The organism is [Flexibacter] sp. ATCC 35208, assembly GCF_001975825.1.
In the GTDB taxonomy this organism is placed as follows: domain Bacteria; phylum Bacteroidota; class Bacteroidia; order Chitinophagales; family Chitinophagaceae; genus Chitinophaga.
This window is the reverse complement of sequence record NZ_MTKN01000019.1, coordinates 65,933-80,766: the sequence shown is the minus strand read 5'-3', so window position 1 is coordinate 80,766 and position 14,834 is coordinate 65,933. Positions and strand designations below refer to the sequence as shown.

Below are 14,834 nucleotides of genomic sequence, written 5' to 3'. Positions count from 1 at the left end.
ATGAATGCAGGCATCAACACCAGGATTGCTTACACTTATATGGTAAGCAAAGTAAAATCAACGCTTGTAGCTGCTTTAGGAGTCACTTTCGGAATTGGCATGTTCATCTTTATGAACTCTCTGATCACAGGCACTAATGACTATTCAGAAAAAACAATGCTGAGCGCAACGCCACATATCAGGTTGTACAATGATAACAAAATCAGTAATACCAATATGCTCAACCGCTACCTTGGCAATAATACCATCAATCTGATTTCCAATCCTCAGCTGGTACAGCAGGATAATCGGATCATCAATCCGGACGTTGTTGCGGCGGAACTCAATAAGCGAAAAGAAGTCATTGCTCTTAGTAAACAGGTTACTGCCAATATCATCTATAGCAAAGGAAATGTACAGGAAAACGGGACCATCTTTGGCGTCAACATCGCAGAGCAGGATAAAATGTTCGACATCACGTCCAATATGATCGCGGGTAAAACACAATCTATTGCTGATAATCCCAACAATATCATCATCGGGATAGGGCTGTCTCAAAAGCTTAATCTGAAAATGGGGGACTATGTCAGGATCACAACCAGTACGGGGCTGGCTAAAACACTACAGGTTTCCGGTATTTTCAAAACCACTATCAAAAACTTGGACGAAACAAAAACGTATGTGAGTCTGCCGGTAGTACAGCAACTACTGCAAAAAGACAGAGCTTATATTACTGATATTTATGTGAATGTAAAAAACTATTCCCTGGCTACTGAAATAGGCAACAGTATGGCGCAACAAACAGGATACACTTCCGAATCCTGGCAGCAAAATAACGAGCAATCATTAGCAGGTAAGAAGATCAGGGATATCATTGCCAACGCTGTCATCTTTACCATTCTACTGGTGGCGGGCTTTGGGATCTACAATATTCTGAACATGGTGATCTATGAGAAAATCAAGGAGATTGCTATACTCAAAGCCACCGGGTTTCAGGGGAGTGATGTGATTAGCATCTTTATACAACAGGCATTGTTGATTGGATTGGTAGGTTCTGTGATGGGATTGATCGTAGGGTGGGTTATATCATACATGTTATCCAAATTGTATTTAGGGTTGGGGAATGTGACATATCTGCCCATGACCTTCCTGCCTAAACATTATATACAGGGGGCGATTTTCGGGTTGCTGACTTCCTTCTTTGCTGGTTACATCCCAGCACGCAAGGCATCAAAAGTAGACCCTGTATCCATTATCAGAAGCTAAATTTATTGAGATGAATAATGGGTTGAAGTCTGATCATTCACTTAATACAGGGAGCCTATTTCTACTGCCCTTCTTTGCAGGCTACATCCCAGCACGCAAGGCATCAAAAGTAGATCCTGTATCCATTATCAGAAGTTAAAATTATTGAGATGAGTATCGCATTGAAAGCTGACAAAATCAGCAAATACTTTTATACACCAGAGAAATTCAAAGTCTTGTCCGATGTAAGTTTTGAAGTACAAAAGGGCGAGTTTGTATCTGTGATCGGCAAGTCTGGCTCTGGCAAATCTACTATGCTCTACATCCTATCCACCATGGATACCGACTATACCGGCAACCTGGTTTTGAATGATCAACAGATCACAGGTAGTTCGGTCAACATGCTGGCGGCTTTCAGGAATGAGCATCTGGGCTTTGTATTCCAGTTCCACTACCTGTTACCAGATTTTACCTGTCTTCAAAATGTAATGATCCCTGCTTTGCGGCTAAAGAAACTCTCCACAGCAGAAATTGAACACAATGCATATGAAAAGCTGAAAACGCTGGGACTTGCAGATCAGGCACTGAAAACAGCTTCCCGCATATCAGGTGGTCAGCAGCAGCGTGTGGCAATCGCCCGTGCCCTGATCAATGAACCAGCTATCATTATGGGAGATGAGCCAACCGGTAACCTGGATAGCCGGAATACTGCGGTGGTGTTCGACATCTTCAAACAACTGGCAGCAGAGCATAACAAGACAATTATTACCGTGACCCACGATAATGACTTTGCTGCCAAAAGTGACCGGATTATCGAAATGAAAGACGGAATTATCATCAGTCATGACCGTAAACCAGAAGAGCTATGAGGTATGTCATGATTGCATTTGTATTACTGTCAGGTAGTAATTTGTACGCACAGGGTATTAGTTATACCTATGATAGTGGGGATTACAGCGCACAAACATTTAATGCCAATGCGCGTTTCCCAATGTCTAAAAGCATGTTTGGAAATGTCATGTATCGCCACCTGACGTTGGAGGATTATACGCTACAGTCAATAGCTGCGCAGCTCTTTTACAGCATCAGGTTCTCTGAGAAAAAATCGCTGGTGTTGATTGGCACAGGAGGTCTATACAATGAGGGATGGCGATATGGTGCAGGGTTTCGTTACCTTTACAAGCATTCTGAAAAAGTGAAGACAGGGATTGGGATGATGTATAATAAGCAGTTCTTCGGCAATCAGCTCATTCCTTTTTGGGATGTAAAATATGAGCCATCGGCTAAATGGACTATATCAGGGTTATTCCCTATCAAACCGAAAATAATGTACCACTTTAACAATACTGTCAGCGCTGGTTTTGAGATCAATGGCGAAGCCAGTAGCTACCGAATGTCAACTACCTATTTACGGAATAACCAGTGGACGGGGCTGTGCAGGTTTGAGTGGTTCTTTACTAAAAATCTGTTGCTGAGTGCAGGTCTTGGCAAGAACTTCATCAACAGATATCAGTTTTATGCCAATGATCTAAAAACTGGCTGGACGATTATCACTATTCCATTAGGTGAAAAAGCTCAACCTATTTACGAGCGGTCATCCAAAGGTATTAGTGCAACTCTTGGTATTTCTTTACGTGTGAACAGGGATTCTCCCTAAGCAGGTACCCCAACCGACCTAAAACCCGAAGGCGCCTGCCCCGTATGTTTTTTAATAAAATGACTAAAGTGGGCAGGATCTTCAAAACCCAGACTAAACCCAATTTCCGCCACATTCCACTCTGAATGTTTCAATAAAATAGTCGCCTCAGTCACCAATCTTTCTGCAATCAAACCAGACGTAGACTTCCCTGTAGTCGTCCTCAACGCCCGATTCAACGAATTCACATGCACCCCTAACTGCGCAGCAAAGTCCGCCGGCGACTTCAACTCAAACTGCTGACTCAGGTTCTCAATCGGAAACTGCCTGTCCAGCAATTCATTAAACACCCCCGTAATGCGAACGCTGGCATCCGTTTGCAAATGACGCTTTGCCACTGGCTCCATCCGCATTGCATAATGAAGAATATCAATAATACAATTCCGGATCAGATCATCCTTATACGCATAATCTGATTTAAACTCCTGCGCCATTCTTTCAAACAGCTGCGCTATCGCTGTTGCCTGCGTAGCATCCAACTCATATACCGGATGCGCTCCCGGCGCAAACAAAGGTAACTCCCTGATATTCCTTCTGAAATACTCCGCCAGATATGCTCCTTTAAAAATGAAATATTGCCTGATGGCCGGGCCATCGGGCATATCTACTGTGTAAGGTACATCCGGACTGAATATAGCCAGCGCATCCCCATTCACTTCCAGCGATTGATCACCATAGTGCAACAAGGTACGCCCCCGCATAAAACTCACTTTGTAAAAGTCCCTGCGCCGGTATGGCTGAGGATCCATACGGAGACAATCGTCATACCGGAGCAGGTTAAATACTAAAGGCTGGCTATTGATAGCTCTGTTGATATAGAAATCTTCTATCGATTCAGGCTTTTTCATACCTCAAATTTACACATTCTTTGGCACCCAATGTTCCTGCATATAAGCATGATACCCCTCCTCTCCTGACATCCTCACCTGCATGAACGCTTTGGCATCTTGACCTGCCAGATACCTTAAACGGGAAGTACCGTCGGTAGCAGCCTCATAAATCACTTCAGCCACCTGTGTAGCGGTTGTTCTCTCCATAGTTTTGCTCCCCCACAGGTTCAGGAAACCCTGTACAAAAGCATCATAATCAGTTATTTCCGGATTCCCGGTAAAATTAGCCGCTGTATCAAACCCGGTAGCGATGGCTCCCGGTTCTACCAGTTTTACTTTGATATTGAGTGCAGCCAGTTCATACGCCAGTGACTCAGAGAAACCCTCTACGGCGAATTTAGTTGCATGATACATGCTTACAATCGGATAGGTAATACGACCGCCTATACTGGATACATTAATAACAGTGCCGGCTTTATTCGCCCTGAAGTGTGGCAGGATCGCCTTGGTCAGATTCATGACACCAAACACATTGACATCGAACTGCTGTTTGATTTGTGCGTCTGTCGCCAGTTCGAACGGACCGAATAAACCATACCCCGCATTATTAAGTAGCACATCGATCTTTCCAAATCTTTTAATACCTTCAGCAATCACGGGCTGCATGCTTTCTTTTTCCTGTACATCCAGCCTGGTGACAAATACATTATTTAATGTCGTTAATTCTGTTTCCTTTTCTGGCGAACGCATAGTAGCAATGACATTCCAACTCTTAGCAGCGAAATATTGTGCAGCAGCTTTTCCAATACCGGCAGATGCCCCGGTGATCAATATTGTCTTGTTCATGATTTGTTTATTTTTTGATAACAACACAAAATTAGCCCGGAATTCAGGGCCGGAATTGTCTCCATGAAACCAATACTTGTATAAATCAAACAGCGCTATGAATAAAACCATTTGGACCCTTATTATTACTGTTATGTCAATTACCACTTTTTGCGCAGCCAGATAACCTCAAATCCGGACTAAACCGCGCTAAACTATACCTTGCCGACCTTGGAAAGATCGTTAGTCCCAATGGTACGCCGAAATAACATTTTGGCTACACCTTTTACACTTTTGGCTACTATTCTCAGCGCTTCCCCCCCTGATCTTTGTACCATGATAAAAGATAAAGTAATCGCCATCACCGGCGCCAGCAGCGGCATAGGCGAAGCCACTGCCCTGCTGCTGGCCGCCCAGGGGGCTAATGTTGTACTTGGCGCCCGCAGAATTGACAGATTAGCCGAAGTAGCAGCTAAAACTGGGGGTATTTACATGTCAATGGATGTTAGAAAAAGAGAAGATCTGGCTGATTTCGTGCAATTTGCCCTCGATCACTACGGTAAATTAGATGTGCTGATCAATAACGCCGGAATCGGCCCTATTTCGCCCTTAGACGAGCTTCGGGTGGAAGATTGGGATGATATGATCGACGTCAACTTCAGAGGGGTACTTTATGGCATTGCCGCCGCCCTGCCGGTATTTAGAAAACAAAATTCCGGGCAGTTCATCAATACTATCTCTACCGCTGGTTTGCAAATTGTGCCTACCATGGCAGTTTATGCCGCTACTAAAAATGCGGTGCGTACTGTTGCAGATGCCCTCAGGCAGGAAGCCGGCCCTACCATAAGGGTAACCAATGTATCTCCGGGGTATATTAAAACAAACTTTTCAGATTCCATGACCAATACGGACATCAAGGAGGCAACGAGGGCCCGGGCGGAACAGATTGCCATCTCTCCGGACGCTATTGCACGAGCTATTGCGTTTGCTATAGACCAGCCTGCAGATGTGGATGTGAATGATATTGTGATCAGGCCTACTGCCCAGTAACATCGCGTTTGCTTTTGACCAGCCCGCAGATGTAGAAATAAACAATATCCTGATCGAACCGATAACATCGACCGGTCGGCAAATGCAGGCACTCTTGCCCAGTAAAATTCGTAGCTTCAATACATGGAATCACTCCAATTCACCAGTATTTCAGCCTTGCTGCGCCGCCTGGACCTTCCAGCGCCGCAGCATCCCCTGATCGTACTGGTCCCAACAGGCAATATCAAAGTGCACCCCGACGATGTTGGCAAAAGGGTGGTCACTAACCTATATAAGATCTCTTTCAAAATTGACTTCAAAGGAAAGATCCCCTATGGCCATGGCTATTACGACTTTGAAGAAGGAGGATTATCATTCACCTCCCCGAATCAAATGTCCGCACCTACCCGCGACATCGCCGATTATGAAGGGTACACACTATTCTTCCACCCTGATTTCTTACTTAACTACCCTTTAGCGAAATCCATACAACAATATGGCTTCTTTTCTTACGCAATTGCTGAAGCCCTCTATCTGTCCGACAAAGAAAAGAAACTCATCTCCGTCATCTTCGACGCCATGCTACTGGAATTAGAAAATAATATCGACCATTTCAGTCACGACGTGATGATTTCCCAATTAGAATTATTGTTAAATTATAGTAATCGTTTTTATAACCGACAGTTCCTCACCCGCAAAACCCTATATAACGACCTCATTTATCAGATGAACATCTATATTTCCACCTCTTTTAATACGTCGTCCCACCTCCCCACCGTGCAGGAAGTTGCAGATCACCTGCAAGTCTCCCCCCGCTACTTAAGTGATATGCTCAAATCCCTAACTGGTATGAGTACTCAACAACACATCCATCACCAGCTCATTGAAAAAGCCAAAGAGATTCTCACCTCCACAAACGCCACTATTGCCGAAATTGCCTATCAATTAGGCTTCGAACATCCGCAATCCTTTAACAAATTATTCAGACAAAAAACAAATACTTCTCCACTGGCCTATCGAAAATCAGGCTATTAAATCTGCGATTGATTTACTACTTTCGTTGTACAACACAACTTTCGATTATGGATTGGAAACAACCTATCATCGTCTCGCATAACCAACTGCTGGAGCAAATTTCCCAAAGGGAAAAAGAGAAGTCAACTCTACTTTACCTCAGTAACAGGATTGCTGCTGCTCAAAAACGGGATGAACTGTGGACCTTGATCACTGATCAATTGCTTTCTCTATTTGGCGGAAAATACTATACACTGTGTCTGATCAATGAAGATGGTAAGACACACTCACCTTTCCTACATACAAATGAAGGCACCATTAAAAAAAGAGTAGATGAAAGTCCCATTATGCACAAAGCACACGATATCGAAGATGGCATCTTCAATATCGCGCTGGATGCTGATGAACCTATCATATATGATGTCAAAAAACTAATCCGCAATAAGAATGTGCCGCCTTACATCATTCACTGGCACAATTCAGGTATCCGCGAAATGATGGTCACAAAAATAAGTAATGCCAATCAACCGAAAGGCTTGCTGTACCTGTACGCGGACGAATACGGCGCTTTTTCTCCCAACCAGTTTGACCTGCTCACTGGTATTGCAGATATGCTGGGCATGGGGATCAATAATATCCTGGCGAATGAAAAAATTGCCCGTCAGCAAATAGAAATTGATCAACTAAAAGGCGGCAGACACTACTTAAACCAGGGCAACTACACTGCTCAACTAATCGGTTCTTCACCGGAAATTCAAAAGATATATAAATTGATTTCCCTTGTCGCTACGGCTGACAGTACGGTTATCATTACCGGCGAAACGGGTACAGGAAAGGAACTGGTAGCCACTGCCATTCATCAGGCATCCCCCCGTGCCCATCAGGAAATGATCCGGGTGAACTGCGCCGCTATTCCCGCTACCCTCATCGAAAGTGAACTATTTGGTCATGAAAAAGGGAGCTTTACCGGCGCAATGGATAAGCGGATCGGGAAGTTTGAACAGGCAGATAACAGTACCATCTTTTTAGACGAAATAGGCGAACTTTCGCTGGAACTACAGTCAAAACTGCTTAGGGTATTACAGGAGAGAGAAATAGAGCGGATTGGGGGCAAAGGCAGCATTCGTGTGAATGTGCGCATCATTGCCGCCACTAACAGAAACCTGGAAAAAGAAGTACAGGCCGGCCGTTTCAGAAGTGATTTATATTACCGGCTGAATGTGTTTCCGGTATCTTTACCGTCTTTGCGGCAGCGGAAGGAAGACATTCCCATGCTGGTAACACACTTCATCGATCGCTACGCACAGGAAACCCGTAAGAAGGTCACGAATATCAGCCAGAAGGCACTCAATAGCCTGCTGAATTATACCTGGCCTGGGAATATCAGGGAACTGGAACACCTCATTGAAAGAGCGGTATTGCTCTGCACCGGCACGACCATCAGCCAGATTAACCTGCCGGTAAATCAACCTGCCATCCGGGAAGATAACTTTGAAATCATTCCGCTGGCAGCCATGGAACGGGAGTACATCCTCAAGGTCTTAAAGATCTGCAAAGGCAAGGTCTCCGGTCCCAATGGTGCTGCGATCATGCTGGGGTTACCCCCCACCACCCTGATATCAAAAATGCAGAAATTAAATATTAAAAAAGAGCTACTACTTGTAAGCTGACAAATCAATACTGATCGGTGCCAACTGGGACTCCAGCGTAGTCCGCTGCGGTTCCAGCCACTCAGGCAACATCAGGTGCTCACCCAGGTGCGCAGGCGCCTCATCTACACTAAAGCCAGGCAATGCCGTCGCTACTTCAAACAATACCCCACCCGGTTCTCTGAAATATATTGACTGAAAATACTTACGATCCAATATGGGGGTAGCATTCATACCGATACCCGTGATCTTTTGGCGGATACTGGTTTGCGCCCCGCTATCAGGTGTCGTAAAAGCAATATGATGCACAGTTCCACTGCCAGATAAGCCTTTCAGGCTGTCAGGCATACATACCAGATCTACATAATTACCCGGCTTATCATTCGCCGCAAAGCGGAAACGATTGCCCTTTTCTGCGATCAGTACATGATCTAACTGAGTGGTCAAAAGACCCGCCGTGCGCTCATACCCTTCTTCCCATATTTCTACACTGTAAAAACCCCGGATGGAATGCGCATCCCCCTTTCTATCATCCTTATCATTAAAGATCAGTTCCAGCCCCAAACCATCTGTATCTTCGAGGTATACAGCCAGTTCTCCCTCAAAACATTCTACCGGTGGTTTGTGTGCTATATCAAAGCGTTTCAGCCTTTCCAGCCAGTAATTCAGACTCGCCAGGGGTACGGAGAAAGCAGTGGTATTCAGCATCCCTTTGCCCTGACGCCCATGCTTCAATCCTTCGTACGGGAAGAAAGTCATGATACTACCGGGAGCGCCGGCTTCATCTCCATAATATAAGTGATATACACTGTTTGCGTCAAAATTCACGGTCTTCTTTACCAGCCTTAAGCCCAGTATGCCTGCATAAAATTCGAGGTTCTTCTGCGAACTGCCGGCGATAGCGGTTACGTGGTGAATGCCTGTTACAAGATTATTCATGGGGTGTAATTTAAATCTCACAAAACGCAATAATAATTAAATCGATAAATTATACAACAAAACCAATAAAAAATAAAAGGGGGATCTATCATAAGTAACAGGAAGGCCATGAGAATTGCATGTACTAAAATTTCCTCTATCAGGTACCCGAATAAAAAGGGTGGCGTCCCGAAGTTTTGAGACGCCACCCTTTTTATTCGGATACCTGATGACCATTTATGCCATTCTTAGGTATATTCCCATATTAACACGTTGAGAAATCTGAGGAAAAATTACCATTCACCGCCTGCAACTGATCTACCCGGATCTCAGTCTGGTCCTCCAACCTAAGCCAGTGTTTACCCTCCTTTTCATACACACTTTCGATGATACCACCTGCTCTTGTAGGTCCGTTATCGTCGTACAATATGGATGCCTTTTCTTTTTTCTCAAAGAGCTCCATAATGAGCGGGTAGAATGATTCTCCTGGTAAGATTAATTTGCCTGGTTCCACGGTATTTATTTTACCTAAAGATAAAACTATTTCAGGTGATACCGTTTATGAATAACCTATTTTACCTTTACCTGGTACAACTTACGATTCTCCTCCGCCAGCTGCTGCACAGGGAATTTATCTACCTTTCTGTCATACGTCATGAAACCGTTTACTTCACCCTCTACATCCGTAGTTTGTGTATACACCGCAGCGGACAGACCCAGTGGAATCAGCTCTGCCAATCTATCAGTAAAGGTTTTATATTTCTTAAACATCTCTTCGCTGTTTTTGAAAGACTGATACCCCCAGTTCTTATTTCCCTGCCAGTTATGGCCTTCCAATGGTAAACCCAATCCACCAAACTCACCTAATACCAGGATCTGTTTTTTACCAAATACATCCGGTCTTGGCATAGCAGGATTTGGATAGTTGTGCAGGTCAATGATATGCCCCGTTTCGTAGAAGTTACCACCACTTGCACTATTTACAAGCCTGGATGGATCTTTTTGCATGGTCCATGCTGTGATCTCTACCGTTTTGAACTGCCCCCATGCTTCGTTGAATGGTGTCCAGACTACAATACAAGGGAAGTTGTATGCTGCATCCATAATAGCATTCCATTCTTTGCGATAGTAGCCTTCTGATTCAGGCGTACGATTTTTGTCTGTACCACGGTCTAAAATACCCGGTCTGTTCTCCCAGCCATTACCCAGGTCACCGCTAGGCATATCCTGCCAGAGCAGCATGCCTTTCTGATCACAATATGCGTAGTAAGTAGCAGGTTCCAGTTTGATGTGCTTTCTGATCATGTTAAAGCCCATCTTCTGTAGCTGATCAATATCATACACCATCGCTTCGTGTGTAGGCGCGGTGTACAAACCGTCAGGCCACCATCCCTGGTCCAGCGGACCGTATTGAAATACAAACTCATTGTTCAGCATCATACGCTGAATCCCGTTCTGATCCGGTGCCATAGATATTTTGCGCATGGCAAAATAACTCTTCACCGCATCCACAGGTTTGCTTTTACGTATAAGCGTTACTTTTAGATCATACAGGAAAGGATGGGTGGCAGACCATAGTTTTTCATGCTGCAAAGTCAGCACGGCTGTCGCAGATGGCGCTACTTCCTGTGTAGCGATCACATTGCCGCCATCCAGTACTTCTACTTTTACCTGGTCGCCAGCCTGCGCACCTGCTACATTCGTGCTTACGCTGATGGTATGATGATCGATATCAGGCGTGTTCTTTGTAGACGTGATATAGGTTTTAGGCACCGCTTCCAGCCAAACCGTCTGCCAGATGCCGGTCACAGGGGTATACCAGATACCTTCGGGGTGCTTTACCTGTTTACCACGTGGCTGAGGACCGTCATCTGTCGGATCCCATACACGTACGGTGATCTCCTGTTTCGCACCACTCTTCAGGAATGGGGTGATGTTGATAGAGAACGGATCGAAGCCCCCTTCGTGTTTGCCGGCGCTTTTGCCGTTTACGAAGACTTCAGTCTGCCAGTCAACCGCGCCGAAATGCAACAGGATATCTTTACCTTTCATGGTAGCAGGCATACTGATGTTTGTATTGTACCATAAAAGACTGTCCTTTCCGACAGTGCGGCCTACACCGGACAATGCCGATTCTACAGCGAATGGAACGAGGATACTACCTTCGTATTTTGCGGGTTTATCCTGCCCTGCAGGTGTGATAGCATAGCTCCATAAGCCGTTCAGGTTTTTCCAGTTATTATCGCGCACCAGCTGTGGACGTGGGTATTCCGGCAAAGGGGCATTTGGATCTACTTTTTCCGCCCATGGCGTAACGATCCTGTCCCTGATTAAATGCCAGTTGTTTTGCTGTGCGTGTACAGCGTAACTCATGCAACCTAACATGAGTAAAGAGTAAGTGAACTTTTTCATAAAAATCGTGATCTGAGTATAACGTGCATGAAATAAATGAGGTCAAAAGATATAAAATATTACCCAAAAGTGTACATGTTCGAAAAATCCTATTTTTTCGCACTTTAGTCCTTAACAGTCTGCTGGCTTGTTCCGACCTTTGGATCATGAAAAATGGAAGACGTAGACATCTTTGATTGTACGGTACCCTGGCACCTGAAAAAAGAAATGCAAAGGGTACAGTCTAAAGAAATAGATGCGATACCTTACCTAACTGAATGGTATAAATAACAAACTATGAATCACGAATCAATCATTTGGAACTACATTCGTTCCAACCATGTACTCAGTATTACCAGCTTTCATAATGGAGATGTCTGGGCGGCCAATCTATTCTACGCATGCGATTATGAGCAGAAAAGGTTACTGTTTATGACTTCTGAGATCAATACAAAACATGGTGCATTGATGTTGGCAAACAGTCATGTAGTGGGTACTATCTGTGATCAGACCGTTGACGTAGCACAGTTAAAAGGGCTACAATATACGGCTGTCGCGACCATCGTGCACGCACAGGAAGCGCTGGATGTATATATGCAACAGTTTCCGATGGCGAAACATCACCAGGAAACACTGTGGATGATTACCTTTACTGCTTTGAAACTGACGGACAACTCCGCTGGTTTTGGCACAAAATACACCTGGAACATTGAATAGCGACCGACCAGATTGTTAGATATTTCCCTTCCGGCGCCAGCGAACACGACAATGCATAAACGCACGTCTCTACAGAATCTCTACAGTTTTCTACAATACTTTTATCCCCAGGTCTAAACCACCACATATGAAAGTGTTGATTATTGAAGATGAGAAGAATCTATCAGACAGCATCTGCCAGTACCTGGCTGATGAGAATTTTTTATGTGAGGTCGCAGATACTTTCGATACCGCCCTGGAAAAGATATCCCTGTATGATTATATGTGCATCATACTTGACATTAACTTACCCGGTGGTAGCGGGCTCGAGTTATTGAAGGAATTAAAAAGGAATAATAAGAATGACGGCGTGCTGATTATCTCCGCCCGGAATTCCCTGGATGATAAAGTGTTTGGCCTTAAGGCCGGGGCCGACGATTACCTGTCTAAGCCATTTCACCTCCCTGAGTTATCAGCCCGTGTAGCAGCCATCATCCGGCGCAAATCTTTCAACGGGAATAATATTATTACATTCGAAGAGCTGCAACTAAACCTTGGAGAGAAAACAGCCATTGTCAATGAACATATCATTGACCTTACGCGCAAAGAATACGATTTGCTGTTATACTTTATCAGTAACAAAAATAAAGTGATCAGCAAGAGCGCCATAGCAGAACATATCTGCGGAGACGAAATGGACCTCTCCGGCAGTTATGACTTCCTCTATAGTCACATCAAGAACCTCCGCAAAAAGCTGGTGCAGTCCGGTTGTCCCGATTACATCAGGTCTGTATATGGTATGGGCTATAAATTATCCCTGTCATGAAATTACTGACCCGGTATAACCGTATTAACCTGGTATCCACCATTGTGATCTTCCTGCTTTCCGGTATCGCATTTTTCTTCGCCCTCCACCTGACCTTATTAAAGCAGATGGATGAGGACCTGCGGATCGAACAGCGGGAAATCACTAATTATGTGGCACTCCATAACATGCTCTTCACTCCCGTGGAAGTGAAAGACCAGGAGACCATCATAGAAAAGACGAAAAAGCCTTATGAGAAAGAAAAATTCAAAACCGTCGAAGTAGATCATAATGAGGACTACCGGCAGTTATCTTTTTCTATTCAGGCTGGCGGCGAATGGTATAATGTAAAAGTGAGGAAGTCACTGGAAGCGACAGAGCACATTACCAGAACGGTTTTCGCGATTACTTTTTGTACAATCTTACTCGTCCTGTTATTGACGGTCGTTATTAATGCTACCATCCTCAGAAAACTCTGGCAGCCATTCTATACCTCCCTGGATCTGTTACAACGATTCAAAGTAAATGACCGGGAACCATTGATATTGCCTGCCAGTACCATCGACGAATTCACGTTTATGAACAGTATCCTGGATCGTACTACGACCAAAGCCATACAGGATTATGAAAGATTAAAGGAATTTACTGAAAATGCCTCCCATGAATTGCAAACGCCCCTCGCTATAATCCGGTCCAAACTGGAAATGATGATGCAGGGTGAGAACCTGACTGAATACCAGTTTAACGCCCTGCAAAGTGCCTCTGAGGCGCTCGACAGACTGGCCCGCATGAACCAGTCCCTCCTGTTGCTCACCAAAATAGAAAACGAGCAATTTGACAATAAATCTATTGTAGACCTGACACAGATCGTACAACAAAAGGCCGCACAGTTTGTAGAGATCTGGCAGGATAAATCCCTGAATATCTCACTGGACGTAAAGGCCGTTCAGTTACATGCTAATAAGGAGCTGATTGAATTGCTGCTCAATAACCTGTTCAGCAACGCGACCCGACATAACTATGAAAACGGGAATATTCTAATCACTTTAAGCCAGCAGCGGCTTTGTATTAAAAATACCGGTCATCCTGCACCATTGAACCATAAGCACCTGTTCCAGCGATTTTACAATCCTTCCAACAATAGTACCAGTAATGGGCTTGGACTGGCGGTGATTCACCAGATCTGTACAGCCAACGGGTTCAAAGTAGATTATGATTATAAGGACGACTTACATATATTCACTATTATCTTTATTAACGAATCAACACAAACGTACCTGCCATAATCAGTAAGGCGCCGGCAATAGTTTTATAATCCAGACTTTCTTTGAGAAAAATAGCAGAGAGAGCAATGGCAATTGCGACACTTAACTTGTCTATAGGGGCCACTTTGGAAACAGGGCCGGTCGAGAGGGCCTTAAAATAAAAAATCCAGGAGAGACCAGTGGCCATGCCACTCAGGGTTAAAAACAAGAGGTGCTTCCGGGTCAGGGCCTGCAGGTCCTTCGCTTCGCCTCCAGCAAACACAATCCCCCATGCAATGATCAGGATCACTACAGTACGGATAGCCGTAGCTACGTTGCTGCTGATGCCCTGTAATCCAAACTTGGCCAGTACGGCCGTCAATCCTGCAAAAAGTGCAGATAGCAATGCATAATATCTCCACATAAACTAGTAGTTAGGAATGGCTGTATGCGTGATCAGGTGATATATGCCGATGCTGCAAACGATGGCAAATATGATTAGCGCAAATATAA

15 protein-coding genes are annotated in these 14,834 nt (G+C 44.5%); 9 read left to right on the top strand and 6 right to left on the bottom strand.

From position 1 onward, the window contains the following. From BW716_RS13985 to BW716_RS13975, 3 genes are all read left to right on the top strand, one after another. Nucleotides 1-1,245, top strand: a complete 1,245-nt coding sequence (locus tag BW716_RS13985; protein ID WP_179091128.1) for an FtsX-like permease family protein — start codon at nucleotides 1-3, stop codon at nucleotides 1,243-1,245. Between the two features lie 149 nt (nucleotides 1,246-1,394). Further along, nucleotides 1,395-2,093, top strand: a complete 699-nt coding sequence (locus BW716_RS13980) for an ABC transporter ATP-binding protein (RefSeq protein ID WP_083723187.1) — start codon at nucleotides 1,395-1,397, stop codon at nucleotides 2,091-2,093. Further along, nucleotides 2,090-2,881 (top strand): hypothetical protein, encoded by a 792-nt coding sequence (locus BW716_RS13975; protein ID WP_083723186.1) that lies wholly within the window; start codon nucleotides 2,090-2,092, stop codon nucleotides 2,879-2,881. The genes BW716_RS13980 and BW716_RS13975 overlap by 4 nt, the downstream gene beginning before the upstream one ends. Here BW716_RS13975 and BW716_RS13970 read toward each other — a convergent pair. Both BW716_RS13970 and BW716_RS13965 read right to left on the bottom strand, forming a co-directional pair. Further along, nucleotides 2,878-3,768: an AraC family transcriptional regulator gene (locus BW716_RS13970; protein WP_083723185.1), complete on the bottom strand. Its 891-nt coding sequence runs from the start codon at nucleotides 3,766-3,768 to the stop codon at nucleotides 2,878-2,880. The two genes, BW716_RS13975 and BW716_RS13970, sit on opposite strands and share 4 nt — an antisense overlap. 9 nt (nucleotides 3,769-3,777) lie before the next feature. Next, the gene (locus BW716_RS13965) at nucleotides 3,778-4,596 is read right to left on the bottom strand and encodes an SDR family oxidoreductase (RefSeq protein WP_083723239.1); all 819 of its coding nucleotides are present in this window, start codon (nucleotides 4,594-4,596) and stop codon (nucleotides 3,778-3,780) included. Nucleotides 4,597-4,911: 315 nt separating this feature from the next. On the opposite strand from BW716_RS13965, the gene BW716_RS13960 reads away from it, so the two are divergent. From BW716_RS13960 to BW716_RS13950, 3 genes are all read left to right on the top strand, one after another. Then, the gene (locus BW716_RS13960) at nucleotides 4,912-5,625 is read left to right on the top strand and encodes an SDR family oxidoreductase (protein WP_083723184.1); all 714 of its coding nucleotides are present in this window, start codon (nucleotides 4,912-4,914) and stop codon (nucleotides 5,623-5,625) included. Between the two features lie 123 nt (nucleotides 5,626-5,748). Beyond that, nucleotides 5,749-6,639 (top strand): AraC family transcriptional regulator, encoded by an 891-nt coding sequence (locus tag BW716_RS13955; RefSeq protein ID WP_083723183.1) that lies wholly within the window; start codon nucleotides 5,749-5,751, stop codon nucleotides 6,637-6,639. Nucleotides 6,640-6,686: 47 nt separating this feature from the next. After that, nucleotides 6,687-8,288, top strand: a complete 1,602-nt coding sequence (locus tag BW716_RS13950; protein ID WP_083723182.1) for a sigma 54-interacting transcriptional regulator — start codon at nucleotides 6,687-6,689, stop codon at nucleotides 8,286-8,288. Here BW716_RS13950 and BW716_RS13945 read toward each other — a convergent pair. The 3 genes from BW716_RS13945 to BW716_RS13935 form a co-directional block, all read right to left on the bottom strand. After that, nucleotides 8,274-9,206, bottom strand: coding sequence for a ring-cleaving dioxygenase (locus BW716_RS13945; protein ID WP_083723181.1), 933 nt, complete (start codon nucleotides 9,204-9,206; stop codon nucleotides 8,274-8,276). The two genes, BW716_RS13950 and BW716_RS13945, sit on opposite strands and share 15 nt — an antisense overlap. Before the next feature lie 244 nt (nucleotides 9,207-9,450). Next, nucleotides 9,451-9,699, bottom strand: coding sequence for a hypothetical protein (locus BW716_RS13940; RefSeq protein WP_083723180.1), 249 nt, complete (start codon nucleotides 9,697-9,699; stop codon nucleotides 9,451-9,453). A 56-nt stretch (nucleotides 9,700-9,755) separates the two neighbouring features. Beyond that, nucleotides 9,756-11,597, bottom strand: coding sequence for a glycoside hydrolase family 2 protein (locus tag BW716_RS13935; protein WP_083723179.1), 1,842 nt, complete (start codon nucleotides 11,595-11,597; stop codon nucleotides 9,756-9,758). A gap of 276 nt (nucleotides 11,598-11,873) precedes the next feature. Here BW716_RS13935 and BW716_RS13930 point away from each other — a divergent pair, with 276 nt between their 5' ends. The 3 genes from BW716_RS13930 (at nucleotide 11,874) to BW716_RS13920 (ending at nucleotide 14,363) form a co-directional block, all read left to right on the top strand. Beyond that, nucleotides 11,874-12,293: a hypothetical protein gene (locus tag BW716_RS13930; protein ID WP_083723178.1), complete on the top strand. Its 420-nt coding sequence runs from the start codon at nucleotides 11,874-11,876 to the stop codon at nucleotides 12,291-12,293. Nucleotides 12,294-12,420: 127 nt separating this feature from the next. Then, complete coding sequence (locus BW716_RS13925; RefSeq protein WP_083723177.1) at nucleotides 12,421-13,098, top strand: response regulator transcription factor; 678 nt, start codon at nucleotides 12,421-12,423, stop codon at nucleotides 13,096-13,098. Continuing rightward, nucleotides 13,095-14,363 carry a HAMP domain-containing sensor histidine kinase gene (locus BW716_RS13920; protein ID WP_083723176.1) on the top strand — a complete coding sequence of 423 codons (1,269 nt, stop codon included), beginning with the start codon at nucleotides 13,095-13,097 and terminating at the stop codon, nucleotides 14,361-14,363. Before BW716_RS13925 ends, BW716_RS13920 begins: the two co-directional genes overlap by 4 nt. Here the strand turns inward: BW716_RS13920 and BW716_RS13915 are convergent. Then, on the bottom strand, nucleotides 14,332-14,745 hold the full coding sequence (locus tag BW716_RS13915; protein WP_083723175.1) for an EamA family transporter: 414 nt from the start codon (nucleotides 14,743-14,745) through the stop codon (nucleotides 14,332-14,334). The two genes, BW716_RS13920 and BW716_RS13915, sit on opposite strands and share 32 nt — an antisense overlap. Nucleotides 14,746-14,834: the final 89 nt, after the last annotated feature.